The sequence below is a fragment of the Rathayibacter sp. AY1F6 genome (genome assembly GCF_002932035.1).
GTDB lineage: Bacteria > Actinomycetota > Actinomycetes > Actinomycetales > Microbacteriaceae > Rathayibacter.
Genome location: NZ_PSVD01000006.1, coordinates 121,550 through 145,906 on the forward strand (window position 1 = coordinate 121,550; position 24,357 = coordinate 145,906).

Below are 24,357 nucleotides of genomic sequence, written 5' to 3' on the forward strand. Positions count from 1 at the left end.
CCGACGACGCCCCAGCCCTCCTCGAAAGTGACGCATGGGCCTGCTCGACGCGCTGATCCTGGGACTCGTCCAGGGTCTGACCGAATTCCTCCCCATCTCCTCCAGCGCCCACCTCCGGATCGTCAGCGAGCTGCTGCCCGGTCTCGGCGGCCGCGACACCGGAGCCGCGTTCACCGCGATCACGCAGCTGGGCACCGAGACCGCCGTCATCATCTACTTCTGGCGCGACATCGTGCGGATCGTGTCGCACTGGGCGCGCTCCCTCGTCGGCCGGATCCCGCGCTCGGACCCGGACGCCCGCATGGGCTGGCTCATCATCCTGGGCAGCCTTCCGATCATCGTCCTCGGCCTCGTCTTCCAGGACGCGATCGAGACGACCCTCCGCTCTCTGTGGGTGGTGGCCACCACCCTCATCCTCTTCGGCATCCTGCTCGGCATCGCCGACGCGGTCGGCGCGAAGAAGCGCCGCCTGCGCGACCTGGGCGTCCGCGACGGCCTGATCTTCGGAGGCGCGCAGGCACTCGCCCTGATCCCCGGCGTCTCGCGCTCGGGAGGCACCATCACCGCGGGCCTCTTCCTCGGGTACGAGCGCAAGGCGGCGGCGCGCTACTCCTTCCTCCTCGCGATCCCCGCGGTGTTCGGCAGCGGTCTCTACCAGCTGTACAAGAGCATCAGCGACCCGGTCGTGCTCCCGAACCAGGTCCAGGTCGGCGGGCTCGAGACCCTCGTGGCGACCATCGTCGCGTTCGTGGTCGGCTTCGTCGTGATCGCGTTCTTCATGAGCTACATCTCCCGCCGCAGCTTCCTCCCGTTCGTCGTGTACCGCATCGTCCTCGGCGTCGTCCTCATGGTCGCGCTCGCCACCGGCCTGATCGCCGCCTAGATGCGCGCCTGGACCGCCGCCGACGTCCCCGCCCTGCCCGGCCGGGGGAGCGCACCGCGCCTGCACGACACCGCGACCGCCGGCCCCGTCGAGCTCGACGCGCCCAGCGGAGTCGCGAGCCTCTACGTCTGCGGCATCACGCCCTACGACGCCACCCACCTCGGGCACGCGTCGACCTACCTCGCCTTCGACACGGTCCAGCGCGTCTGGCTCGACGCGGGCTACACGGTCGAGTACGCCCAGAACGTGACCGACGTCGACGACCCGCTGCTCGAGCGTGCGACGGCCACCGGCGTCGACTGGCGCGACCTCGCCGAGGAGCAGGTCGAGCTGTTCCGCCGCGACATGGCCGCCCTGCGCGTCCTGCCTCCGCAGCACTACGTCGGAGTCGCCGAGACCGTGGATCCCATCGCGGAGGCGGTCGCCCGCCTGGAGCGCGACGGCGTCGCCTACCGCGTCGCTGCTCCGGACGCGGCGGAGGAGGGTGCGAGCGACCTCTACTACGACATCGCCGCGGCCGAGAGCGCCGTCTGGCACCTGGGCAGCGAGAGCCGGCTCGACGCGGAGTCGATGGCCCGCTTCTCGGCGCTGCGAGGGGGCGACCCGGAGCGCGCCGGCAAGCGCGACCCCCTCGATCCGCTGCTCTGGCGGGCCGAGCGCGCCGGCGAGCCCGCCTGGGACGCCGAGGTCGGCCGCGGCCGTCCGGGCTGGCACATCGAGTGCTCGGTGATCGCCCTCGACCGGCTCGGACCCGAGTTCACCCTGCAGGGCGGCGGCAGCGACCTGGTCTTCCCGCACCACGAGTTCAGCGCCGGCCACGCCGCTTCGCTGTCCGGCCGTCCTCTGGCCCGCGCCTACGCGCACGCCGGGATGGTCGCCTACCAGGGCGAGAAGATGAGCAAGTCGCTCGGGAACCTGGTGCTGGTCTCCCGTCTGCGGAGCGAGGGCGCGGACCCGCGGGCGATCCGACTCGCGCTCCTCGCGCACCACTACCGCTCCGACTGGGAGTGGCTGCCCGAGGACCTGCCGTCGGCCGAGGCGCGCCTGGCGCGCTGGGAGTCGGCCCTCGCCGCCGTCGGACCGCGCTCGGCGTTCGAGGTGCTGGCGCAGCTGCGCGAGGCGCTGGCCGACGACCTCGGCACTCCGGCCGCCCTCGCCGTCGTCGACGCCGCACTGACCGAGGGCGTGGACGACCCGTCGCTCCTGCGCGACGCGGTCGACGCCCTGCTCGGGGTGCGCCCGGCCTGAACCCCGTCAGGCTCGAGTCCCGTAAGGCTCGAGTCCCGTCGTGGGCGAGTCCCGTCAGGGCGGCCGGGAGCGGTCCCGTGATCGACGACCGTCTCGGACGAGCGGGCGCCGGCGGAGGCTACGGCCGCCAGGGCTCCTCGCCGGAGCGGCCGTCGCCGCGGCGGCGCAGGTAGCGCTCGAACTCCTGGGCGATCGCCTCGCCACTCGCCTCGGGCGAGTCGACGGTGTCGCGCGCCTGCTCGAGCTGGGCGATGTACGACGCCATCTCCTCGTCCTCGGCGGCGAGGGCGTCGATGCCGCGCTCCCACTCCTCCGCCTCCTCGACGAGGTCGCCGCGGGGGATCGCCAGGCCGACGACCTCCTCGAGCTTCTCGAGCAGCGCCAGCATCGCCTTGGGCGAGGGCGCGTTGTGCACGTAGTGCGGGACGGAGGCCCAGATCGAGACGGCCGGGATGCCGACCTTCTGCGCGGCCTCGCCGATCACGCTGAGGATGCCGACCGGCCCCTCGTAGCTGGAGCGCTCGAGCTCGAAGGAGCTCCGCAGCTCCGCGTTCTCGCTCGACGCGAAGATCGAGATCGGCCGGGTGTGCGGGACGTCGGCGAGCATCGCGCCGAGGAAGACGACGGCGGAGATGTCGATCGCGAGCATGGCGTCGACGACCTCGGCGGCGAAGCTCTTCCAGCTGCGCGAGGGCTCGGTGCCGATCATGAGGTACAGCGCGCTCTCGGCGTCGACCGAGGTGTCGGCCGGGCCGAAGATCTGGGTGCCGGGCCAGGCGAGGCTGCGGCGGCCGTCCTCGCCGATCGAGAGCATGGGGCGGGTGTACTGGAAGTCGTAGTACTGCTCGGCATCGACGGCGAAGAGGGGCACGTACTCCCCGGCGTCCTTGACCAGCCGCAGCGCGCCGCTGGCGGCGTCCCCGGCGTCGTTCCAGCCCTCGAAGGCCACGACCAGGACGTTCCCCGTGATCACGTTCATAGGCAGGATCTCCGCGTTCGGCTCGATGTGCGGGGAGCGCACACCGCGCCTGTCCCTCCGACCAGGATAGGACCGCCCCCGGCCCCGCCCGTCCCGTCCGGCGGGATCGGCCGCGCTGTTCGCTCTCGGCCCGCGGCCGGGGAAGGGCGCGGCCCTGCCGGTACCATGGTCGCTCGTGACTCCCGAGACCTCCGCCCGGCCGCTGTCCTCCGAGCCGCTCGGAGGAGCGTCCGCCCCCGCCGCCGTCCTCTGGGACATGGACGGGACGCTCGTCGACACCGAGCCGTACTGGATGGCGTCGGAGCACGCGCTCGTCTCCTCCTTCGGCGGAGTGTGGACCCACGAGGACGCGATGGGACTCGTCGGCTCGGGCCTGCCCGCCGCCGCCCGCATCCTGCAGGGCAAGGGCGTCGACCTCTCCGTCGACGCGATCATCGACCGGATGACCGACGAGGTCGTCGACCAGCTGGCCGTGAGCATCCCGTGGCGACCGGGCGCGCTCGAGCTGCTGCGCGCGGTGTCCGAGGCGGGAGTGCCGCAGGCGCTGGTCACGATGTCGATCTCGCGGATGGCCGCGGCCGTCGTGGACCGGATCCCGTTCCCCGCCTTCGCCGCCGTCGTCAGCGGCGACATGGTCGAGCGCAGCAAGCCCCACCCCGAGGCGTACCTCCTCGCCGCGAGCACCCTCCGCGTCGACATCGCCGCCTGCGTCGCGATCGAGGACTCCCTCACGGGCCTCGGCGCGGCCGTCGCCTCCGGAGCCGCGGCGATCGGCGTCCCGCACCAGCTGGAGCTGGACCCCGCCGCCCCCTACGCCCTCTGGCCCACTCTCGCGGGCCGCACCGTCGCGGACCTCGCGACGGTGTCCTCCGAGCACCGCGGCTCCGGCCCGGCCACGACCGAGACGGAGGCCCGCCGATGACCGGTGAGGCACTGCAGCATTCCGGACCCTTCCGCGCAGGGGACCGCGTCCAGCTGACGGGACCCAAGGGGCGGATGAACACCATCACGCTCGTTCCCGGCAAGGTGTTCCACACGCACCGGGGCGGCATCGAGCACGACACGGTGATCGGGCTGCCCGACGGCTCGGTGGTGACCAACACCGTTGGCGTCGAGCACCTCGCGCTGCGACCCCTCCTCGCCGACTTCGTGATGTCGATGCCCCGCGGCGCGGCGATCGTGTACCCGAAGGACGCGGCCCAGATCCTCGCCCTCGCCGACGTCTTCCCCGGCGCCCGCGTGGTCGAGGCCGGTGTCGGCTCCGGCGCGCTGTCGCTCTGGCTGCTGCGGGCGGTCGGTCCGACCGGCCGGCTGTCGTCGTTCGAGCGGCGCGAGGAGTTCGCGGATGTCGCACGGGCGAACATCGAGACCTTCCTCGGCTACACGCCCGACAACTGGAGCGTCACCGTCGGCGACCTCGTCGAGGCGCTGCCCGGCACGGTCCCGTCCGGCGAGGCCGACCGCGTCGTGCTCGACATGCTCGCGCCCTGGGAGTGCCTCGACGTCGCCGCCGAGGCTCTCACGCCCGGGGGAGTGCTCCTCTGCTACGTGGCCACCGTCACGCAGCTCTCGCGGACGGCGGAGGCGATCCGCGCCTCGGGCCTGTTCACGAACCCGTCGTCGAACGAGACCATGGTCCGCGGCTGGCACGTCGAGGGCCTCGCGGTCCGGCCGGACCACCGGATGATCGGCCACACCGGCTTCCTCATCACCGCTCGCCGGCTCGCTCCGGACACCGTGCTCCCCGAGCTCAAGCGTCGCCCGTCGAAGACGGACTTCAGCGACGAGGACGTGGAGGCCTGGACCCCCGGCGCGCTCGGCGAGCGCGCCGTGAGCCCCAAGAGCCTCCGCAAGCGGGTCCGCGAGTCCGCCACCAGCGCCGAGCTCTCCCGGGCCCGCGGGTTCGGCGAGGAGACCGCGGAGCCCGACGACGAGGGCATCCTCTAAGCTGTTCCCGGCCTCCGGGCCGTCTCCACCCCGGGCGTCACCGCTCCCCTTCTCTCGAATCGAGGACCCGTGCGCAGGACCACCGCGCTCATCGCCGGCATCGGCATCGTCGCCGCTCTCACCGGATGCACCGCGTCCTCCTCGCAGGCGGACTGCGACGCTCCGTTCTCCTCCGGCGACTCCTCGGCGGCGGTCAGCGCCACGGGCGACTTCGGAGCGAAGCCGGACGTCAGCGTCCCGACGCCGCTGAAGGCGGACGGCACGCAGGTCAGCACCCTCATCGAGGGCTCGGGCGCACCGCTCGAGAAGGGCCAGCTCGTCACCATCGACTACACCCTGGTCAACGGCGCGGACGGCACGGTCCTCGAGACCTCGCCCTACGACGGGTCGAGCACCGCCCGCTTCGGCGTCGGCGGAGCCGGGCTCGTCGGCCTGAACGAGGGCCTCCTCTGCACGCAGGTCGGCTCGCGCGTCGCCATCGCGATCGCCCCCGAGGACGGCTTCGGCCAGTCCTCGTCGCAGCTCGGCATCTCGGAGGACGACACGCTCGTGCTCGTCGCGGACGTCCGCGAGGCCTCGCTGGCCCGCGCGAACGGCGCCGCCCAGCCCGCGCCCGACGGCTTCCCGACGGTGACGCTCGGCGACGACGGACGCCCGGGGCTCGCGAAGCCCTCGGGCGACGCACCGACCGACCTCCGCATCGCCCAGCTCAAGAAGGGCGACGGCGACGTCGTCGCCGAGGGCGACCAGGTCGTCGTGGCCTACACCGGCTGGCAGTGGAGCGACGGGAAGGTGTTCGACTCCAGCTGGGAGAAGGGCGCTCCCGCCGTCTTCACGGCCGCCGACGGCTCGACCACCCAGGGCGGAGTCATCGCCGGATTCGCCGACGCCCTCATCGGCCAGCCCGTCGGATCCCAGGTCATAGCGGTCATCCCGCCGGACCAGGGCTACGGCGACCAGGGCTCTCCTCAGGGCGGGATCCCCGGCGGCGCGACGCTGATCTTCGTCGCCGACATCCTCGGAAAGGTCTGACCGGGCCCGGCCCTAGACTGGAGGGCGTGCCTTCCGACGCCCCGTCCTCGAGCCGCGTCCCGGCCGAGGAGCGTCTGTTCAACCTCGTGCTCGCGCTCGTCGCGGCCGAGAACGGACTGACGAAGGCCGACGTCCTCTCCACGGTGCAGGGCTACCGGCAGCGGGTGGGCCGGGGCGACCGGACCTCGCTCGAGCGCCAGTTCGAGCGCGACAAGGACGACCTGCGCGAGCTGGGCATCCCGATCGAGACGGTCGACGCCCCGGGCGACCCGGGCAACACCCAGACCGTCCGGTACCGCATCGCGAAGCGCAGCTACGACCTCCCGGCCGACCTGACCTTCGACCCGGAGGAGCTCGCGCTGCTCCGCCTGGCCGGGGCGGTCTGGCGCGAGGGGACGCTCTCGGCGGAGTCGCGGCGCGCGCTGATCAAGCTGCGCTCGATCGGGGTCGAGTCCGTCGACCCCGTCATCGGCATCAGCCCCTCGATCCGGGTCCGCGAGGCCTCGTTCGAGCCGCTCAACGCTGCGCTCGACCGCGGCCAGGTCGTCCGCTTCCCCTATCTGAAGCCCGGCGGCGAGGAGCCGCGCGTGCGCACCGTGCAGCCCCGCGCCCTGGTGAACCACCAGGGGCGCTGGCACCTCCACGGCTGGGACGAGGGCGCCGAAGGCACGCGGACCTTCCTCCTGTCGCGGATCGTCGGGCCGGTCGCGTCCACCGGCCGCACCGCGCCTCTCGTGGAGGGGGACCACGCGGCGACCGCTCTCGCCCAGCTCGACGAGATCCTGCAGCGCAACAGCGCGCTCCTGCGCGTCGCCCCCGACTCCGACGCCGCCCTCCGTCTCGGCGGGCGTGCCGAGGCCGAGGGCGAGGGCCAGGGCCTGCTGCGCCTGCACTACACCGACCCGGACGTGCTCGCGGACGAGCTCGCCGGTCACGGTCCCGAGGTGCGGGTGCTCGAGCCGGAGGAGCTCCGCCGCCGCGTCCTCGACCGCCTCCGCCGCACCCTGGACGACCATGGAGGGGATCCCCGTGGCTAGACCCCGCTCCCTGCAGGCGCGCGACCGCCTGGCCGTCCTCCTCTCCCTCGTTCCCTACCTGCTCGACCGGGGCCGCGTCTCCGTCGCCGAGGTCGCCGCGCACTTCGAGATCCCGGAGGAGGAGGTGCGCCGCGCGGTGCGCCTCATCGCCGTCTCGGGCATCCCCGGCGAGACCGCGCAGTACCAGGCGAACGACCTCTTCGACATCGGCTGGGACGACTTCGAGGAGAACGACCACGTCGTCCTCACCCACCAGGTCGCGATCGACGACTCGCCGAGGTTCTCGGCGCGGGAGGCCGCCGCCCTCATCGCCGGCATGCAGTACCTCGCAGCGCTGCCCGAGAACCAGGGCAACGACCGGATCGCCTCGCTGATGGGGAAGCTCGCACGCGGCGCCTCCTCGGCCCCGAGCGCGGTCGCGGTCTCGCGCGGCACGGGCGCGGACAGCGCTGTGGCGCTCCTGCGGACAGCGATGGGCTCGGCGACGCAGGTCGCTTTCGACTACCGCAGCGCCCGCGGCGAGACCGAGTCCCGGCTCGTCGACCCCTTCGTGCTCGAATCGGTCGACCGGGACTGGTACCTGCGCGGATGGGACCACCTCCGCGAGGGCGTCAGGACGTTCCGGGTCGACAGGATGCGCTCCCTCCGCGACACGGGGACGCCGATCGTCCGGCGCCGCAACGAGGTGACCCTCTCGGAACGGCTCTTCGAGGCCTCCGCCTCCGATCTCGTCGTGGACCTGCGCGTCGCCCCCAGCGCCGTCGTGCTGCTGGGCGACTACGCGGCCGACGCCGAGTTCCCCGATCCCGTGCCGGGGGAGGAGGACCACGGTGTCCTCGTCCGTCTCCGCGTCGCCCATCTGGAGGGATTGACGCGCCTGGTGGCGTCGTTGGCGGGTCTCGTCACCGTGGTGGCACCCCCCGAGGCGCGCAGCGCGGTCGCGCACTGGGCGGCCTCCGCGCTCGCCGCGAACGAGGGGGAGCCGTCGTGACCTGGTGGTCGTGGATCCTGATCTGGCTCGGCCTCGCGCTGGGCGCTCTGGCGATGCTGGTCCTCTTCGCCCTCTCCTACTGGCGCAAGGGGAAGGTGCTCCTCGGACAGCTGTCCGAGGTCACCGCGAAACTCGAGACACTGAGACCTGGAGTGACGGACGACCTGCCGCCCCGGCCGTCCTCGTCGCTGTTCGCCGATCGCGACGACGTGAGGCGTGCGCACGAGGGCCGGCGTGACGCACGTCGCGACAGGATCGATCTCCGCCGGTCAGAACGGGTCGAACGGGGTAAGCTCCTCGTACACCGCAACCGACAAGTGAAGTGAGTCTGCAATGTTCGCTGGCCTCCAGGGGTGGCACCTCCTCATCATCCTCGCCGTGATCCTCCTCCTGTTCGGTGCGCCCAAGCTCCCGCAGCTGGCCCGCAGTGTCGGGCAGTCGATGCGGATCTTCAAGAGCGAGGTCAAGACCATGAAGGACGAGGACGGCACCGAGCGCCGTGAGTCGACCGAGGGGACCACCGGCACCGTCGCCGGATCCACCGGCACGACCACCGGCACCGGCACCACCACGCCGCCCGAGTCCCCGCTCAAGTAATGACGTCCGTGGCACCGAAGAAGCCACGGACGAAGCGGACGAAGAACCCCGACGGGCGCATGTCGCTCGGGGCGCACCTCGTCGAGCTTCGCAACAGGCTCTTCAAGTCGGCGATCGCGATCGTCATCGCGTGCGTCGCGGGGTGGTTCGTCTCGGAGTGGGTCTTCGAGGCCCTCAAGGCTCCGATCTCCGAGGTGGCCTCCACCCAGGGCAAGGAGGCGATCCTCAACTTCCCGACGATCGCCGGTGCCTTCGACCTGCGGCTGCAGATCGCCATCACGGTGGGCATCGTCCTGGCGAGCCCGGTCTGGCTCTACCAGATCTGGGCGTTCCTCGTCCCGGGCCTGACCCGCAAGGAGATGCGGTACGGCCTCGGCTTCATCCTCACCGCCATCCCGCTGTTCTTCGCGGGCTGTGCGGCCGGCTGGTTCGTGTTCCCGCACATCGTGGAGCTCCTGACGAGCTTCACCGGCAGCAACGCGGCGAGCTTCCTCGACGCCAAGATCTACTACGAGTTCGTTCTCAAGCTCGTGCTGGTCGTCGGCATCGCCTTCGTGCTGCCCGTCTTCCTGGTGCTCCTCAACTTCCTCGGCATCCTCCCCGGAATGCTGATCCTCAAGTCGTGGCGCATCGCGATCATGGCGATCGTGCTCTTCACGGCGATCGCGACCCCCGCGGCCGACCCGATCTCGATGTTCCTCCTGGCCATCCCGATCATCTTCCTGTTCTTCCTCGCCTGCGGGATCGCGATCCTGCACGACCGGCGCGCCGCCAAGCGCCAGCTGGTGTTCGACGGCAGCCCCTCCGACCTGCCCGCGTGACCGGACCGTCTCCCGCCGAGCGGTTCGCCGCGTTCCGGACGCGCCAGGGCCACGCGAGGGTCGAGGCGTTCCGCTCGACCCTCGCGTTCGACCTCGACCCCTTCCAGTACGAGGCCTGCAGCGCTCTCGACGACGGCCACAGCGTCCTCGTCGCCGCGCCCACCGGCGCCGGCAAGACGGCGGTGGCCGAGTTCGCGATCCACCTGGCCATGCAGGACCCGACGGCCAAGGTCTTCTACACGACGCCGATGAAGGCGCTGAGCAACCAGAAGTTCCAGGAGTTCGTCGAGGACTACGGAGCCTCCGAGGTCGGTCTGCTGACCGGCGACTCCAACGTCAACGCGCGCGCCCGCATCGTCGTGATGACGACCGAGGTGCTGCGCAACATGCTGTACGCCGACTCGGACCTCCTGCGCGACCTCGCCTACGTCGTGATGGACGAGGTGCACTACCTCGCCGACCGCTTCCGCGGCGCCGTCTGGGAGGAGGTCATCATCCACCTCCCGCAGCGCGTGCGGCTGGTCTCGCTCAGCGCGACCGTGTCGAACGCCGAGGAGTTCGGCGACTGGCTCCAGACCGTCCGGGGCGAGACCGAGGTCATCGTCTCCGAGGAGCGCCCCGTCCCGCTCGACCAGCACGTCCTGGTGGGCGGCAAGCTGGTCGACCTCTTCGACTCCTCCGGTCGGGCGGCGACGAACCGGGTGAACCCCGAGCTCGCCCGCATGGCCCAGGGCGGCTCCCGGGTCGAGCGCGGCGGCAGGGGCGGCCGCAACGGCCGAGGCGGTCGCGGCCGCTACCCGGAGCAGCGCACCGAGGAGCTCGTGCTGCGCTCGGAGGTCGTCGAGATCCTCCGCGGCAAGAACCTCCTCCCCGCGATCTTCTTCGTCTTCAGCCGTGCGGGCTGCGACCAGGCCGTGCGCCAGGTGCTGCGGTCGGGCGTGCGCCTCACCGAGCGCCACGAGCGCGACGAGATCCGCGCGATCGTCGAGGAGCGGTGCCGGACGATCCGCGACGAGGACCTCGCGGTGCTCGGCTACTGGGAGTGGCTCGACGGACTCCAGCGGGGCGTCGCCGCGCACCACGCCGGGATGCTCCCCGCCTTCAAGGAGGTCGTCGAGGAGCTGTTCCTGCGCCGGCTCGTGCGCGTGGTCTTCGCGACCGAGACGCTCGCGCTCGGCATCAACATGCCGGCCCGCACGGTCGTCCTCGAGAAGCTCGAGAAGTTCAACGGCGAGGCGCGCGTCCCGATCACACCGGGGGAGTACACCCAGCTCACCGGCCGGGCGGGCCGACGCGGCATCGACGTCGAGGGCCACTCGGTGATCCAGTGGCGCGGCGGGATGGACCCCCAGGCGGTCGCGTCCCTCGCCTCCCGGCGGACCTACCCGCTCAACTCCAGCTTCCGCCCCAGCTACAACATGGCCGCGAACCTGATCGAGCAGTTCGGGCGGGTGCGCACGCGCGAGATCCTCGAGTCGTCGTTCGCGCAGTTCCAGGCCGACCGGTCCGTCGTCGATCTCGCCCGCCGGGTCCGCCAGCAGGAGGAGTCGATGGCGGGCTACGTCACGGCGATGCAGTGCCACCTGGGCGACTTCGAGCAGTACGCGGCGATCCGCCGTGAGATCGGCGACCTCGAGCGCCGGGGCGCGGTGCGCGGCGAGTCGGCCTCCCACGCCGAGCGCGAGAAGCGCCAGGGACAGCTCACGAGCCTGCGGCGTCGGATGAAGGCGCACCCGTGCCACGCCTGCTCCGACCGCGAGCAGCACGCGCGCTGGGCCGAGCGCTGGTGGAAGCTGCGCCGCGAGACCGACGAGATCGAGCGCCAGATCCGCTCGCGCACCGGCGCCGTCGCCCGCATCTTCGACCACATCACGGACGTGCTGCTCGAGCTCGGCTACTTCCGCCGGGACGAGGTCGGCGAGCTCTCGCTGACGCCCAACGGTCGCACGCTCCGCCGGATCTACGGGGAGCGGGACCTGCTCGTCGCCGAGTGCCTCCGGAAGCAGGCGTGGACGGAGCTCGATCCGGCCGGCCTCGCGGCGATGGCGTGCTGCCTGGTCTTCGAGCCGCGACGCGAGGAGGGGACGCTCGGCGAGCAGTTCCTGCCCCGCGGCGCGTTCCCCGAGGCGCTGGAGAGGACCCAGCTTCTGTGGGCCCGGCTCGACGACGTCGAGCGGGAGCACCGCCTGCCGGGCAGCAACCCGATCTCGACGAGCCTGGCGCTGTCGATGAACATGTGGGCCAAGGGCATGCCGCTCGACATGGTGCTCCGCGAGTCCGACATGGCCGCCGGCGACTTCGTGCGTTGGGCGAAGCAGACCATCGACCTCCTCGACCAGCTCTCCGTCGTCGCCGAGGGCAAGGTCGGCCGCGCGGCCCGGACCGCCCTCGACCTGGTCCGCCGCGGCATCGTCGCGTACTCGACGGTCGCATGACGCCGATCGCTCCTCCGCCCGACGGGCGGACCGTTCCGCTGTGGGTGGCGCTGCCCCTCGCCGCCCTCGGCGGCGCCGTGCTCGACCGCGGCTTCCCCGACTCCGATGTCTGGCCGCTGGCGATCGTGGGCGCCGCGGCGATCCTGTTCGCGCTGGCGGGGCGCGGCTTCTGGAGCGGGGCCCTCGTCGGCCTCGTCGGTGGAGCGGTCTTCTGGGGTGTCCACATCGAGTGGCTGACCCTCTACCTCGGCCCGGTCCCGTGGGCGGCCCTCGCCGGCCTGCAGGCGATCTTCTTCGCGGTCTCCGCGGGGCTGATGGCGGTCGTCTCCACGCGCGGCCACCGCGTCTGGACGGGACCGCTCGGCCGGATGGTCGGCCTCCCCGCCCTCCTGGCGGCGCTCTGGATCGGGCGCGAGTCGATCACCAGCGTCTGGCCCTACGGCGGTTTCGCCTGGGGCCGCCTCGCGATCTCGCAGTCCCTCGGCCCGCTCGCCGGTCTCGCGGCGTGGATCGGCTTCGCCGGCCTCGGCTTCGTGGTGGCGTTCCTCGCGGCCGTGCTCGCGCAGGCCGTCCGCGAGATGTCCGTCCCGGCCTCCTCTCGCGTCAGCGCTCTCGCCGGCTTCGCGATTGTGGCGCTGATGTTCCCCGCCTGGCCGGCACCCACGGAGGGCACGACCCGGATCGCCGCCGTCCAGGGCGACTCCGATGCGGGCCTGTTCTCGCAGAGCTACCGTGGGCAGATCCTCGAGGACCACACCTCGGCGACGCTGCCGATCCTCGATCAGGACGTCGACATGGTGGTGTGGCCCGAGAACGGCGTCGACATCGATCCGACCCGGAACGCCCAGTCGGCCGCCGTCCTCGACTACCTCAGCCGGACGATGGACGCGCCGTTCGTCGTGGGCACGATCACGAACCCCTCGGACGACGTCTTCTACAACAGCTCGCTGCTCTGGAAGGCGGGGGAGGGGGCGACGCAGGTCTACGACAAGGTGCATCCCGTCCCGTTCGCCGAGTACATGCCGGACCGCGCGTTCTGGCGGATGTTCGCTCCGGACCTGGTCGACCTGGTGAGCCGGGACTACTCGATCGGCACCCGTCCCAACGTCTTCGACGTGAACGGCGTCCTCGCAGGCATCGCGATCTGCTTCGACATCTCGGACGACGCGCTGACGAACGCGATGGTCGACGGGGGAGCCCAGGTCATCCTCGGGCAGACCAACAACGCCGACTTCGGCCGGACGGACGAGAGCGTCCAGCAGCTCGCCATCGCTCGCCTGCGGGCCATCGAGACCGGGCGCAGCGTGGTCAACATCTCGACCGTCGGGACGAGTGCGATCATCGGGCCGGACGGCGCGACGATCGACTCCCTGACATGGTTCGAGCCGGGTGCCATGGTGGACGAGGTCCCCCTCAGCTCCACCACGACCCCGGCTCTGGTGTGGGCGCGAGACCTCGGCTGGTACTTCCTGGCCGCCGGTCTCATCGGCATGGTCTCGTTCGTCCTCAGGACGCGCAAGCCGCGACGCCGTTCCCGCTGACCGGCGCTACGCGCCGATCTTGTGCTCGCCGCGCCTGGCGCGCAGATAGGCGAGCCGCTCCTCGAGCAGCTCCTCCAGCTCCGCGCGGGTCCGGCGCTCGAGCAACATGTCCCAGTGGGTGCGCGGAGCCTTCTGCTCGCCCTTGTCCACGACGACCGGCTTCGAGTCCACCATCAGAGTGGCCTCGTGACCGCAGGAGCGGCACTCCCAGGTCTCCGGCGCTTCCGCATCGGCCGAGAACACCATGTCGGTGTCGTGGCCGCAGTTCGCGCAGTGGTACTCGTACGTCGATCGCGGGGAGAAGACGACGCCTTCTTCGCTCTGCAGGCTCTGGGATCCGAGCCGCATTCCTCGCAAGCTTCGATCTGCCATTGTGTGGTCTCCTCTCGCTGTGCTTCCCCAGTGTCAACGTCGTACCTGGAGGTGGTCTTCCCGTCCCTGCCATTGCCAGAGAATCCTCAGGTCGGAGGCGTATTCCGCGGTTCCTGAGGGCGTGGCCGACGGGCGCTGAGGAAGGCGTGGACGGCCGCTCGGGCGAGGTCGGTGCGGTCGGTCACGAGCCCGTCGATCCCGAGCGCGAGGAGCTGCTCCATCCGCTCCGGATCGTCGATGGTCCAGAGGTGGATCTCGCAGCCGGTCACCCGCAGCCGGGCGAGGATCCGCGGCTCGGCGACGCGGAGGCCGAGCGCGCGCTCGGGCACCTGGAGCGCGTCGATGCCGCGGAGAGCGAGACGCACGGGTTGGGCGGCGCCGAGGTGGGCGGCGACCAGGGCGACGACGAAGCGGACCGCCGACGCCGAGGTCGCGGCGCCGGGAAGACGGCGGAGGGCCGCTGCTCGACGGATCTCGGAGAACGAGGTGATCAGGACGCGCTCCGCGGCGGCGGCGCCGGACACCGCCGCGACGACCGGGTCGATCGCGTCCCGCGACTTCACGTCGATGTTGAAGCGCGCGCGGGGGAGTGCGGCGAGGGCCTGCTCGAGAGAGGCGAGCCGGGCGCCGCCCGCCAGTCGGAGGTCGGCGAGCTCCTCCCACCGGGTGGCGGCGACGACGTGGCGGCGGCCGGAGCGGTCGATCACCTCGGCGTCGTGGACGAGCACGGCGACCCCGTCGAGGGAGGCGCGCGCGTCCGTCTCGAGGAGGTCCGCACCCGCGGCGAAGGCGCGTTTTAAGGCGGCGAGCGTGTTGCCCTCGGCCTGCGGGCCGAACCCGCGATGCGCGATCACCCGGGGGGTCGGCCCGCTCAGGGCGAGGGGTCGCTCAGGGGTGCGCATCGCGGACCGGGTCCGTGGCTAGACGGCCGGCGGCGGGGGAGTGGGCGCCGAGCCGGGGGCTCCGTCGGTCGTCGCGGGCGCCACGGGGGCGGACGTGTCGGATCCGGGCTCGACAGGAGTGGAGCCGACGGACCCGGATGCGGCAGGCGCGGACGCCGCAGGCGCCGACGGGGGTGCCGCGTCCTGCGGGCGGACCGCCGGGGCGGACTGGCCGCGCTGGCCGAGCGCGCCTCCGATGCCCTTCAGCGCCTCGGTGAGCTCGCTCGGGATGACCCAGAGCTTGTTCGCGCTGCCCTCGGCGATCTTGGGGAGTGTCTGGAGGTACTGGTACGCGAGGAGCTCGCTGTCGGGGCGGCCCTCGTGGATGGCGTGGAAGACGGTGGTGATCGCCTTGGCCTCACCCTCGGCCCGCAGGACCGCCGCCTTCGCCTGGCCCTCCGCAGCGAGGATCGCGGCCTGGCGCTGACCCTCGGCGTTCAGGATCTGGGACTGCTTGGTGCCCTCGGCGGTGAGGATCACGGCTCGACGGTCGCGCTCGGCGCGCATCTGCTTCTCCATCGAGTCCTGGATGGAGAGGGGCGGGTCGATGGCCTTGAGCTCCACGCGTCCGACGCGGATGCCCCACTTGCCGGTGGCCTCGTCGAGGACGATGCGCAGCTGCCCGTTGATGTTGTCGCGGGAGGTCAGCGCCTCCTCGAGGTTCAGGCCGCCGACGACGTTGCGGAGCGTGGTGGTGGTCAGCTGCTCGACCGCGCCGAGGTAGTTGGCGATCTCGTAGGTCGCCGCCCGGGCGTCCGTCACCTGGAAGTAGACGACCGTGTCGATCGAGACGACGAGGTTGTCCTCAGTGATCACGGGCTGGGGCGGGAACGAGACGACCTGCTCGCGCAGATCGATCAGCGGGCGGACCCGGTCGATGAACGGCACGACGAGATTGAGGCCCGGCAGCAGGGTCTTGTGGTACTTGCCGAGGCGCTCCACGACCCCGGCGGTGGCCTGGGGGATGATGCGGACCGCTCGGAAGAGGACGACCAGGGCGAAGAGGACGACGGCGGCGACGACGACGATCGTCACGACGGAGGACGGTGTCACGGTGTGCTCCTTTCGGCGGGGACGACGACCGCGGTCGCGCCCTCGATGGCGGTGACGACGACTCTCTCGCCGACTCCGAGTGTGCGGTCCTCGACGAGCGGGGACAGGCGGACGGTCCAGGTCTCGCCGTTGGCGAGCTTGACCTGGCCGGCTCCGGGGCCGGCGAGGACGACGCTGCCGGAGAGCCCGAGGAGAGCGTCCGCTCCGCTGGGGGTGGGATCGCCGCCCCGTTTCAGCAGCCGCAGCAGCGGCGGCCGGACGGTGAACAGCAGGAGGGCGGCGAGGACGGCCGCGACGGGGACCTGGACCCAGAAGGGAGCCCCGACCAGCCCGGTCAGCAGTCCGCCGATGCTGCCGACGGCGAGCATCAGGAACGTGAACTCGAGAGTGATCATCTCGACGATCACGAAGATGAGGATCAGCGCGAGCCAGAGGATCCACGCGTACTGGGTGACAGCGTCCATGCTGTGTGCTCCTTCCCCTCGACGAGCATTCCCAGGCTATCAACGCCCCCCGGACGAGGGCTGGGAGAGGGGGTGCGCCGACGGTCTCGAGGCCCTTGGTAGACTCCTCCGTCGGGCCGTGGCCCGTCATCGTGCCCGATCCGGTCTCCGAGCCGGCGTTCTGGAGGAATACCCGTGTCCAATCCCCTCGCCCCCGGCTCCTTCGACGGCAAGCGCGCTCTCGTCACCGGGTCGTCCCGCGGCATCGGCGCCGACACGGTCCGCTACCTGGCCGAGGCCGGAGCCCGCGTCGTCGTCAACTACCGCTCGAAGGCGCCGCGCGCCGACAAGCTCGTCGCGCAGATCGTCGAGGCCGGCGGCACCGCCATCGCCGTCGGCGCCGATCTCACCGACGCCGACTCGCGCGCCGAGCTCTTCTCCCGCATCGAGAAGGAGTACGGAGGACTGGACGTGCTCGTCCTGAACGCCTCCGGCGGCATGGAGAGCAACATGGGGGAGGACTACGCGATGGTCCTCAACCGCGACTCGCAGGTCGCCGTGCTCGACGCGGCGCTGCCGCTGCTCTCCGAGGGATCTCGTGTCGTGTTCGTCACGAGCCACCAGGCGCACTTCATCCGGACCACGCCCACGATGCCCGAGTACGAGCCCGTCGCGCTCTCCAAGCGCGCCGGCGAGGACGCCCTGCGCGAGCGGATCGGTGAGCTCGCCGAGCGCGGGATCGAGTTCGTCGTCGTCTCGGGCGACATGATCGAGGGCACCATCACCGCGACCCTGCTGGAGCGCGCGAACCCGGGCGCGATCAGCTCGCGTCGCGAGTCGGCCGGCAAGCTCTACAACGTGCAGGAGTTCGCGGCCGAGGTCGCTCTGGCGGCCGTCGAGCCGATCCCCGCGGACAACACCCGCCTCGTCGGCGACATCTCCGACTTCGCCTGATCGCCTTCGCGGAATGACCCCGGCGCGCGGGTCTGCGATCCTCGACGGATGACTCCGATGGACGGCAGCGGACCGGCATCGGGGGAGTCCGTCCGCGCCGACGGGTTCCGCACATCGGCAGCCTCCGGGCGGCGTGGCGACTTCGACAGGGACGGCGAGACGAGCATCCTCCTCGACGCCGTCGCGGTGATGGCGAACTGGAGGAGGCGCTCGCCCTTCCGGTGCCGCGCCTTCCGGCGGACGCCCGAGAGGACCGAGACCTACTGCCGGAGCCGCTGGCGGCCCGCCTGGCCTTCCCGCTGAACCTGCCGGTCTGGGGACGGCCGAGCGACGGGTATCGGATGACCGGCGCGTCGATCGACGGCGCGCTCACCGTGATCCGTCTTCGGAACCAGGCCGACGACGGTGTCCGCGGCACGATGACCGTCGATCCGCGGTTGCGGCTGGTCACGCGCTTCGACACTCCGACCGAGACGTGCTGGTACGAGGACGTCGAGGCGTGGGTGGAGCATTCGCCGATCCGCTGATGACGTTCCGGACCGTCGGGCGGCCTCAGTCCCGGTCCGTCCGGCCCCTCCGCCGTTATCCGATAATGCACATTATGTCAGTTCGACCGAAGCCCCGGTCGGCAGGATGGCGATCGGCTCCCCTCAACGCTCCTGCGACAGGACGTCATCGATCGCCGCCGCGCTCCGATGGCAGACCGGGCGCTTCGACGGTGAGGCCTCGGATCACCGCGGCGACGACCAGGCGCTGCGTGAGTTCGGCGCTGGTGTCCACGGGCCACTGGCTCACCGACCCGACGTGCGCCGCGACGACGGCCTTCGCCAGGACGGCGGACTCGACGGCGGGGACGCGGCCGTGCACGGCGGCGAGGGCGGCGAAGCGCTCGCCCAGCTCGCGCGAGACGCGGTCGTCGTCGATCATCATCCGCTCGGCGAACTCCGGGTCCGCGGCAGCGCGTGCCAGGAGCACCGACCGCAGGGAGAACCACTCGCGGCTGGACGGGAGCGCGTCGAGGAGGGAGCGTACGGCGCCGTCGAGGGTCGCCGCGCGGTGCTCCTCCTGCAGCTGGACGTCGAGGGCCTCCTGCAGGCTCCCCCACACTCTCGCGGCCTGCTCCTCGTGGAGTGCGAGGAAGAGCTGGTCGACACCGGCGAAGTTCGAGTAGAACGCGCCGCGGGTGAAGCCCGCCTGCGCGCAGATGTCCTCGACGCGCTGGCCGATGGTGCCCGTGCTCTCGAAGAGCTCGGCGGCCGCGGCGAGGAGACGTCGTCGCGTCTCGCTCCTCCGCCGGACCGGAGCCTGCTCGCCTGTGACCACGCCCCCAGCCTATTCGGATCCTTGCGCTGGATGGGCCTTTTCAGTACGTTTCGTTTCCAATGCATACCGTATCGAGAACTGGAACGCCCGAACCTCGACGGCGACGGTCCCGGTGGCTGCCGACCGCGACCGTCGTGCTCATCGGGGCGGTCCTCGCCTGGCTGAACCGGGTGGAGTGGTGGGGGTGGCTCGTCGTCGCGGCGGCCGCGGTCCTGATCGCGGCCGTCTCGCGGAGATGGCGGCACCGGCACTGGATGCTGCGTACGGCGGCCTGGGTCGCGTCCGCAGGGCTCGTCGGAGCCGTCGCCCTCGCCGCGGGTCCTCTCCCGGCGACGCGGACGCTCGCCGGTCCGCACAGCGCCCCGGTCATGACCCGGCAGGGCGACGTCGTCGGTGTGCACGACGCCGCGGCCGGGGTCGACGCCTTCGCGGGGATCCCCTACGCCGCTCCCCCGGTCGGCCCGCTGCGCTGGGAGGCGCCCCGCCCGGCCCCGCAGCGGTCGGCGACCCTCGTGGCCGACGACTTCGGCCCCTCCGCCGTTCAGCCGGAGCCGACGTTCCTCTCCCGAGCGGCGACCCGCGTGCTCGACCTGCCGCTGGAGGAGACGCTCCTCGGCGGGTACGCGACGGACGAGGACAGCCTCCGCCTGAACATCTGGACGCTGGCCGGCGGAGCGGGCGACTCCCGCCCGGTCCTCGTCTACCTCCACGGCGGCGCGTTCGTCTCGGGGTCCGGCGCCCTCCCCGCCTACGACGGCGCGGCACTCGCCTCCCGGGGCGCGGTGGTCGTCACCGTCGCCTACCGTCTGGGCGTCCTCGGATTCCTCGCCGGTGATGTGCTCGGCGGCGGCACCCCGGGGAACCAGGGACTGCTCGACCAGGTCGCCGCTCTGCAATGGGTGCAGGACAACATCGCCGCTTTCGGCGGGGACCCGGGGCGGGTGACGGTCGCCGGCCAGTCCGCCGGCTCCGGCAGCGCCTGCATCCTCGGGGCCTCGCCCCTGGCGGCCGGCCTCCTCCACGGGATCATCGGGGAGAGCGGAGGATGCCTGGGGTCGGCGGGAGACCGCGAGGCCGGCGACCTCTACGACGACGCCGCCACCGCACGGGAGGCGGCTGCGCGCCTGAGCGAGGCGCTCGGCGGGGCGAGCCTCGCCGAGATGAGGGCCCTGCCGGCCGAGCGCATCGTCACGGCCGCCGCTGGCCTCTCGCAGCACTGGTGGCCCTCGATCGACGGCGTCGTCCTCCCCGACACGCCGCTCGCCGTCTACGAGGCCGGTCGGCAGAACGACGTCCCCCTCCTGCTCGGCAGCAACTCCGACGAGACCTCGCTCGATCTGCTGGGAGGCGTCGACCCGGATCCGAACGCCTACGAGCAGGAGGTGCGCCGGGAGCACGGAGACGACGCAGACCGATTCCTCGCGCTGTACCCGGGTGCCGTCGAGGACCAGGTCGTCGACTCCCGGCTGCGCGCCGGCAGCGACCGGACGATGACCGCCCCGATGCGGCTCTGGGCGCTGACGGCCGCCCGGACCGGGCGGGCGGGCGTCCACGCCTACATCTTCACGCGCACTCCCCCGGAGAGCGGACTCGAGCGGTTCGGCGCGTACCACGGCGCCGAGGTGATGTACGCGTACGGGAACCTCGGGGCGGACGGCGACGCCGACTACACGGACGTCGACCGCCGGCTCGAGCAGGAGATGACCGCGCGCTGGCTCGCGTTCGTCTCCCACGGCGATCCGGACGCCGCCGGCCGCGAGCGGTGGCCGGCCGTCCAGGAGGATCCGGACAGCGTGCTCGAGTTCGGCGACGTCGTCCGGGTCGCCGGGCGCCCGTCCCCCGACGCGGTCGACTTCTGGCTCGCGGGGACGGGCTGACGCGGGGGCGCTCCTCGCGGCGGAACCCTCCGGTCAGCGGGGAGCCTCCGCTCAGAGCTGCCCGACGAGGTGCGCCTGCCGGCCGTCGCGCGCGAAGACCGGGATGACGGCCAGCGGCGCGTCGGCGACGATCCACTGCCCGCCCTCGCGCTCGGCGCCCGTCGAGAGCTCCGTCCAGCGCGCCCCGGCGGGCAGGTAGACCCGTCGGGAGACGGCTCCGGCGTGCGTGACCGGAGCCACCAGCAGGTCCGAGCCGAAGAGGTACTGGTCGGCCAGATCCCAGGCCTCCGGGTCCCCCGGGAACTCGTGGAACACCGCGCGCAGCACCGGCTGGCCCAGCTCGTGCGCCTCCCGCATCGCCTCCCGCGTGTACGGGCGCAGGGTCTCGCGCAGATGCAGCAGGCGGGTGAGGATCGGCGTGGCCTCCTCGCCGAAGCTCCACACCTCGTTCGCGGCTCCGGTCGCGGCGCGGCGGCTCCCGTCGGCGGCCGTGACCGGGGCCGACGGCGCGCGGTCGCCGTGGAGGCGCATCACCGGGCTGAACGCGCCGAACTGGAACCAGCGCACGACGAGCTCTCGGAAGGCCGGATCGGACGGGTCTCCCCCGGCGAATCCTCCGATGTCGGTCGTGAACCACGGAATCCCCGCGACGCCCATGTGGATGCCGGCCGTGATCTGGTGGCGCAGGTCCGCGAAGGTCGAGTGGATGTCGCCCGACCACACGAGCGCGCCGTAGCGCTGGCTGCCCGCCCACGCGGTGCGGACGAGGTTGACGATCGCGGTCTCCCCGCCCTCGCTCTGCCCCTCGAAGAAGCCGCGGGAGAACGCCTGCGGGTAGAGGTTGCCGACCTGGACGGCGGGGCCGGCGGCGTAGCGGTAGTTGTCGAAGTCGTAGACGCCGTACTCGGGCTCGGCCTCGTCGAGCCAGAAGAGCCGGATCCCGTGCTCGCCGTAGTTGCGCCGGCACGCCTCCCAGACGAACCTCCGGGCGGCGGGGCTCGTCGCGTCGTAGAACGCGCTCGGACCCTCGAACTGCATGTGCAGGTCCAGGCCCCGCTCAGCCTTGACGAGGAGGTTCCCCTTCTTCATCGCGATGTAGTTCTCGGACTCGACCGACACCTGCGGCCAGACCGAGACCATCAGCTCGATCCCGAGCTCGCGCAGCTCGGCGACCATGGCGGACGGATCCGGCCAGAACTCCTCCTCGAAGCGGAAGTCGCCCATGTGCGGCCAGTGGAAGAAGTCGGCCACGATCACGTCCATCGGCAGGCCGCGGCGCCGGTGCTCGCGGGCGACCTCGAGCAGCTGCTCCTGGTTCCAGTAGCGCAGCTTGCACTGCCAGAAGCCGAGGCCGTGCTCGGGCATCATCGGGACGTGCCCGGTCGCGTCGGCGTAGGCCCGGGTGATGTCGGCCGGGGTCTCCCCCGCGGTCACCCAGTAGTCGAGCTGCTGGGAGGACTCGGCGGACCACTCCGTGCGGTTGGCTGCGAAAGTCGCGCGGCCGATCGCGGGGTTGTGCCAGAGGAACCCGTAGCCGCGGCTCGACAGCACGAACGGGACGCTCGACTGGGAGTTGCGGTGCGCGAGCTCGAGCGTGCAGCCCTTCAGATCGAGGATGTCCTGCTGGTACTGCCCCATCCCGTACAGCTTCTCGTCGGGGGACGTCTCGAACAGCGCGGTCAGCCGGAAGTCGCCGCCCAGGTGCGGACGCTGCTCGCGGGCGCGCAGCTTGAGCGCTCCCCCGCTCCCGAGCTCTCGGAAGAGCAGCTCCCCCCGACGGTCGTAGAAGGAGAGGGAGCAGGAGAGCTCGTGGTAGCCGGTCTGGTACCCGTAGCCCTCCTGCTGCTCGAGGACGACGGTGATGCCGCCGGCGCGCAGCGTCGCCCGCGGTCCCTCGATCGAGACCTCCGGCGCGCGGCGCTCGGGGGCGATCAGCGCCCAGTCGGTGTCGAGGACCTCCCCGGACCGGCGGGCGCGGACCCGGACACTGTCCCTCCCCCACGGCTCGACGACGACGGTCTCGCCGTCGCCGCGCCAGACGAGGCGGTCCCCCTCGAGCGCGAACGCGTCGGTGTCCATGTGCTCCTGCTTCCTCGAGTCGGGCACGGCGCTCAGTCCTTGACCGCGCCGGCGGTGACCCCGGCGGCGACGTAGCGCTGGGCCACGATCAGCAGCACGGCGGCCGGGATGGAGGCGATCACGGCGGTCGCCATGATCCCGTTCCAGTTGGTGGTGGTCGATCCGATGTAGCGGTAGAGGCCGAGGGTGAACGGCACGATGCTGTTGCCCGAGGTGAGCGAGTTCGCGTTGAGGAAGTCGGCCCAGGCGAACAGGAACGAGAACAGGCCCGCGGTCACGATCGAGTTCCGGCTCAGCGGGATGACGATCGAGACGAAGGAGCGCCAGTTGCTCGCACCGTCGATCCGCGCGGCCTCGATCAGCTCGTCGGGGATGCCGAGCATGAAGGCCCGGAGGATGATCACCGCGAACGGCACGGAGGCGGTCGCGTCGGCGAGGATGAGGCCCGGATAGGTGTTGAGCAGCCCCAGCGCGTTGTAGATCGCGAAGAGCGCGGTGACCAGGACGATCCCGGGGATCATCTGGGCGAGGAGGAACACGAACATCACGACGCCGGTCCCCCGCACCCGGAACTTCGCCATCGCGAAAGCGGCGGGCAGAGCGATCGCCAGGGTCAGGATCACGCAGCCGATCGAGATCACGAGGCTCGTGATCAGGTTCGGCAGCTGCGTCGAGAACGCCTGCACGTACCCGTCGAGGGTCGGGTCGCCGGGGAACAGGCTCGGCGGGGTCTGGATCAGGTTCTGCGGCTTGGTCAGCGAGACGTTGACCATCCAGTAGAGCGGGAAGAGGAGGAAGCCGCAGAGCACGATCGCGATGACCACGTCGATCCCGCGGCGCAGCCCTGTGGTGTGCCGGTTCATCCGAGGTCCTCCTTGCGCTGGGCGCGGATGTAGATCACGCCGAAGACGAGGGCGACGATCACGAGGATCTGGCCGGCCGCCGCTCCGACTCCGAACTGCAGGTCGGTGAAGGACTGCTCGTAGGCCCAGGTCGCGAGGGTGTGCGAGCTGTTGGCCGGGCCTCCCTTGGTGAGGATCCAGATGACGTCGAACACCTTGATCGTGTAGACGAGGCCGAGGAGGAGCGTGACGGAGGTCACCGGTCGCAGCAGCGGCCAGGTGATGCTCCAGAAGGACCGCCAGCGCGAGGCGCCGTCCAGTGCCGCGGCCTCGTAGAGGCTCTCGGGGATGCCCTGCAGGCCTCCGTGCAGCAGCACCATGTTGAACGGGATGCCCAGCCAGATGTTGGCGATAATGACCGCCCACAGCGAGACGGACGGATCGGTCAGCCAGCCGACCGGCGTGCCGATCGCGGCGTTCAGGATGCCGAACTGCTGGTCGAAGATCCAGCGCCAGGCCGTCGCCGAGACGATCAGCGGCAGGAGCCACGGCAGCAGGATGAGGGAGCGGAACGTCGCCGAGAGCGGGAACCGGCGGCTGAAGAACAGCGCCAGGGCCATGCCGATCGTGAACTGGCCCACCAGCGAGACCACGGTGAAGACCACGGTGTGCCAGGCGATGCTCGCGAAGATCGGATCGGTGACGACCGTGACGTAGTTGTCGAAGCCGACGAAGGGGGCGATCCCGGTCACGAAGGACGACGGTCCGAAGTCCTGGAGGCTGAGGACGACGCCGCGGATGATCGGGTAGACGAAGAAGACGGCGAGGAAGATCACCACGGGCGCCATGAAGGCGGCGGCGGCGAGGCGGAGGTGGGAGCGGGGTCGGCGGCGGGCGGGCGGCCTGGTGGCCGCCCCGCCCGCGACCGGCGCCGTGAGCACGGCGGGGTCGGTCATGCGGCC

At 71.7% G+C, this 24,357-nt stretch carries 24 protein-coding genes; 15 read left to right on the top strand and 9 right to left on the bottom strand.

What is annotated here, in order from left to right; translation table 11 throughout:
- The first annotated feature begins 34 nt into the window (after positions 1–34).
- Together C5C44_RS07775 and mshC are read left to right on the top strand one after the other, a co-directional pair.
- A complete protein-coding gene (locus C5C44_RS07775; protein ID WP_104222008.1) occupies positions 35–883 on the top strand; it encodes an undecaprenyl-diphosphate phosphatase in 849 nt (282 codons plus the stop codon).
- Entirely contained in the window at positions 884–2,131 is a 1,248-nt protein-coding gene (gene mshC / locus C5C44_RS07780) for a cysteine--1-D-myo-inosityl 2-amino-2-deoxy-alpha-D-glucopyranoside ligase (protein WP_104335635.1), read from the top strand.
- Between the two features lie 118 nt (positions 2,132–2,249).
- Here mshC and C5C44_RS07785 read toward each other — a convergent pair whose 3' ends face one another.
- Positions 2,250–3,110, bottom strand: a complete 861-nt coding sequence (locus tag C5C44_RS07785; protein ID WP_104222142.1) for a proteasome assembly chaperone family protein — start codon at positions 3,108–3,110, stop codon at positions 2,250–2,252.
- Between the two features lie 175 nt (positions 3,111–3,285).
- Here C5C44_RS07785 and C5C44_RS07790 point away from each other — a divergent pair, with 175 nt between their 5' ends.
- The 10 genes from C5C44_RS07790 (at position 3,286) to lnt (ending at position 13,511) form a co-directional block, all read left to right on the top strand.
- Positions 3,286–4,032, top strand: a complete 747-nt coding sequence (locus tag C5C44_RS07790; protein WP_258066690.1) for an HAD family phosphatase — start codon at positions 3,286–3,288, stop codon at positions 4,030–4,032.
- Positions 4,029–5,057 (top strand): tRNA (adenine-N1)-methyltransferase, encoded by a 1,029-nt coding sequence (locus C5C44_RS07795; RefSeq protein WP_104222012.1) that lies wholly within the window; start codon positions 4,029–4,031, stop codon positions 5,055–5,057. The genes C5C44_RS07790 and C5C44_RS07795 overlap by 4 nt, the downstream gene beginning before the upstream one ends.
- A 69-nt stretch (positions 5,058–5,126) precedes the next feature.
- The gene (locus C5C44_RS07800; RefSeq protein ID WP_104222014.1) at positions 5,127–6,089 is read left to right on the top strand and encodes an FKBP-type peptidyl-prolyl cis-trans isomerase; all 963 of its coding nucleotides are present in this window, start codon (positions 5,127–5,129) and stop codon (positions 6,087–6,089) included.
- A gap of 26 nt (positions 6,090–6,115) precedes the next feature.
- Complete coding sequence (locus tag C5C44_RS07805; RefSeq protein ID WP_104222016.1) at positions 6,116–7,126, top strand: YafY family protein; 1,011 nt, start codon at positions 6,116–6,118, stop codon at positions 7,124–7,126.
- A complete protein-coding gene (locus C5C44_RS07810) occupies positions 7,119–8,117 on the top strand; it encodes a YafY family protein (RefSeq protein WP_244230642.1) in 999 nt (332 codons plus the stop codon). Before C5C44_RS07805 ends, C5C44_RS07810 begins: the two co-directional genes overlap by 8 nt.
- A complete protein-coding gene (locus C5C44_RS07815; RefSeq protein WP_104335637.1) occupies positions 8,114–8,443 on the top strand; it encodes a hypothetical protein in 330 nt (109 codons plus the stop codon). Before C5C44_RS07810 ends, C5C44_RS07815 begins: the two co-directional genes overlap by 4 nt.
- Before the next feature lie 7 nt (positions 8,444–8,450).
- On the top strand, positions 8,451–8,714 hold the full coding sequence (gene tatA / locus C5C44_RS07820) for a Sec-independent protein translocase subunit TatA (RefSeq protein WP_104222022.1): 264 nt from the start codon (positions 8,451–8,453) through the stop codon (positions 8,712–8,714).
- Positions 8,714–9,535, top strand: a complete 822-nt coding sequence (gene tatC, locus C5C44_RS07825) for a twin-arginine translocase subunit TatC (protein ID WP_374952911.1) — start codon at positions 8,714–8,716, stop codon at positions 9,533–9,535. Before tatA ends, tatC begins: the two co-directional genes overlap by 1 nt.
- Complete coding sequence (locus tag C5C44_RS07830; protein ID WP_104222026.1) at positions 9,532–11,970, top strand: RNA helicase; 2,439 nt, start codon at positions 9,532–9,534, stop codon at positions 11,968–11,970. The genes tatC and C5C44_RS07830 overlap by 4 nt, the downstream gene beginning before the upstream one ends.
- Entirely contained in the window at positions 11,967–13,511 is a 1,545-nt protein-coding gene (lnt, locus tag C5C44_RS07835; protein ID WP_104335638.1) for an apolipoprotein N-acyltransferase, read from the top strand. Before C5C44_RS07830 ends, lnt begins: the two co-directional genes overlap by 4 nt.
- 6 nt (positions 13,512–13,517) lie before the next feature.
- On the opposite strand, the gene C5C44_RS07840 is transcribed toward lnt, so the two are convergent.
- From C5C44_RS07840 to C5C44_RS07855, 4 genes are all read right to left on the bottom strand, one after another.
- The gene (locus C5C44_RS07840; protein WP_068207052.1) at positions 13,518–13,883 is read right to left on the bottom strand and encodes an RNA polymerase-binding protein RbpA; all 366 of its coding nucleotides are present in this window, start codon (positions 13,881–13,883) and stop codon (positions 13,518–13,520) included.
- A gap of 86 nt (positions 13,884–13,969) precedes the next feature.
- Complete coding sequence (locus C5C44_RS07845; RefSeq protein ID WP_104335639.1) at positions 13,970–14,785, bottom strand: glycerophosphodiester phosphodiesterase family protein; 816 nt, start codon at positions 14,783–14,785, stop codon at positions 13,970–13,972.
- Between the two features lie 18 nt (positions 14,786–14,803).
- Positions 14,804–15,859 (bottom strand): SPFH domain-containing protein, encoded by a 1,056-nt coding sequence (locus C5C44_RS07850; protein WP_374952912.1) that lies wholly within the window; start codon positions 15,857–15,859, stop codon positions 14,804–14,806.
- A gap of 14 nt (positions 15,860–15,873) precedes the next feature.
- Complete coding sequence (locus C5C44_RS07855) at positions 15,874–16,341, bottom strand: NfeD family protein (RefSeq protein WP_104222034.1); 468 nt, start codon at positions 16,339–16,341, stop codon at positions 15,874–15,876.
- Between the two features lie 174 nt (positions 16,342–16,515).
- On the opposite strand from C5C44_RS07855, the gene C5C44_RS07860 reads away from it, so the two are divergent.
- A complete protein-coding gene (locus C5C44_RS07860) occupies positions 16,516–17,274 on the top strand; it encodes an SDR family oxidoreductase (RefSeq protein WP_104222036.1) in 759 nt (252 codons plus the stop codon).
- Between the two features lie 341 nt (positions 17,275–17,615).
- Positions 17,616–17,801: a hypothetical protein gene (locus C5C44_RS07870; RefSeq protein ID WP_104335641.1), complete on the top strand. Its 186-nt coding sequence runs from the start codon at positions 17,616–17,618 to the stop codon at positions 17,799–17,801.
- Between the two features lie 145 nt (positions 17,802–17,946).
- Here C5C44_RS07870 and C5C44_RS07875 read toward each other — a convergent pair whose 3' ends face one another.
- Entirely contained in the window at positions 17,947–18,597 is a 651-nt protein-coding gene (locus tag C5C44_RS07875; protein ID WP_104250336.1) for a TetR/AcrR family transcriptional regulator, read from the bottom strand.
- A 134-nt stretch (positions 18,598–18,731) separates the two neighbouring features.
- On the opposite strand from C5C44_RS07875, the gene C5C44_RS07880 reads away from it, so the two are divergent.
- Complete coding sequence (locus C5C44_RS07880; protein ID WP_219827837.1) at positions 18,732–20,474, top strand: carboxylesterase/lipase family protein; 1,743 nt, start codon at positions 18,732–18,734, stop codon at positions 20,472–20,474.
- 51 nt (positions 20,475–20,525) lie between these two features.
- Here C5C44_RS07880 and C5C44_RS07885 read toward each other — a convergent pair whose 3' ends face one another.
- The 3 genes from C5C44_RS07885 to C5C44_RS07895 are packed head-to-tail and all read right to left on the bottom strand — an operon-like array spanning position 20,526 to position 24,351.
- Complete coding sequence (locus C5C44_RS07885; protein ID WP_104335643.1) at positions 20,526–22,553, bottom strand: TIM-barrel domain-containing protein; 2,028 nt, start codon at positions 22,551–22,553, stop codon at positions 20,526–20,528.
- Positions 22,554–22,585: 32 nt separating this feature from the next.
- Positions 22,586–23,416, bottom strand: coding sequence for a carbohydrate ABC transporter permease (locus C5C44_RS07890; RefSeq protein ID WP_104222044.1), 831 nt, complete (start codon positions 23,414–23,416; stop codon positions 22,586–22,588).
- The gene (locus C5C44_RS07895; protein ID WP_104225253.1) at positions 23,413–24,351 is read right to left on the bottom strand and encodes a carbohydrate ABC transporter permease; all 939 of its coding nucleotides are present in this window, start codon (positions 24,349–24,351) and stop codon (positions 23,413–23,415) included. The genes C5C44_RS07890 and C5C44_RS07895 overlap by 4 nt, the downstream gene beginning before the upstream one ends.
- Positions 24,352–24,357 lie beyond the last annotated feature (6 nt).

Excerpts from the sequence above, each read along its gene's own strand:
- C5C44_RS07885 (WP_104335643.1), bottom strand. The coding sequence starts at position 22,553 with ATGGACACCGACGCGTTCGCGCTCGAGGGGGACCGCCTCGTCTGGCGC.
- C5C44_RS07855 (WP_104222034.1), bottom strand. The coding sequence starts at position 16,341 with ATGGACGCTGTCACCCAGTACGCGTGGATCCTCTGGCTCGCGCTGATC.
- tatA (WP_104222022.1), top strand. The coding sequence starts at position 8,451 with ATGTTCGCTGGCCTCCAGGGGTGGCACCTCCTCATCATCCTCGCCGTG.
- C5C44_RS07870 (WP_104335641.1), top strand. The coding sequence starts at position 17,616 with ATGACCGGCGCGTCGATCGACGGCGCGCTCACCGTGATCCGTCTTCGG.
- lnt (WP_104335638.1), top strand. The coding sequence starts at position 11,967 with ATGACGCCGATCGCTCCTCCGCCCGACGGGCGGACCGTTCCGCTGTGG.
- mshC (WP_104335635.1), top strand. The coding sequence starts at position 884 with ATGCGCGCCTGGACCGCCGCCGACGTCCCCGCCCTGCCCGGCCGGGGG.
- C5C44_RS07895 (WP_104225253.1), bottom strand. The coding sequence starts at position 24,351 with ATGACCGACCCCGCCGTGCTCACGGCGCCGGTCGCGGGCGGGGCGGCC.
- C5C44_RS07890 (WP_104222044.1), bottom strand. The coding sequence starts at position 23,416 with ATGAACCGGCACACCACAGGGCTGCGCCGCGGGATCGACGTGGTCATC.
- C5C44_RS07795 (WP_104222012.1), top strand. The coding sequence starts at position 4,029 with ATGACCGGTGAGGCACTGCAGCATTCCGGACCCTTCCGCGCAGGGGAC.
- C5C44_RS07845 (WP_104335639.1), bottom strand. The coding sequence starts at position 14,785 with ATGCGCACCCCTGAGCGACCCCTCGCCCTGAGCGGGCCGACCCCCCGG.
- C5C44_RS07785 (WP_104222142.1), bottom strand. The coding sequence starts at position 3,110 with ATGAACGTGATCACGGGGAACGTCCTGGTCGTGGCCTTCGAGGGCTGG.
- C5C44_RS07775 (WP_104222008.1), top strand. The coding sequence starts at position 35 with ATGGGCCTGCTCGACGCGCTGATCCTGGGACTCGTCCAGGGTCTGACC.
- tatC (WP_374952911.1), top strand. The coding sequence starts at position 8,714 with ATGACGTCCGTGGCACCGAAGAAGCCACGGACGAAGCGGACGAAGAAC.
- C5C44_RS07840 (WP_068207052.1), bottom strand. The coding sequence starts at position 13,883 with ATGGCAGATCGAAGCTTGCGAGGAATGCGGCTCGGATCCCAGAGCCTG.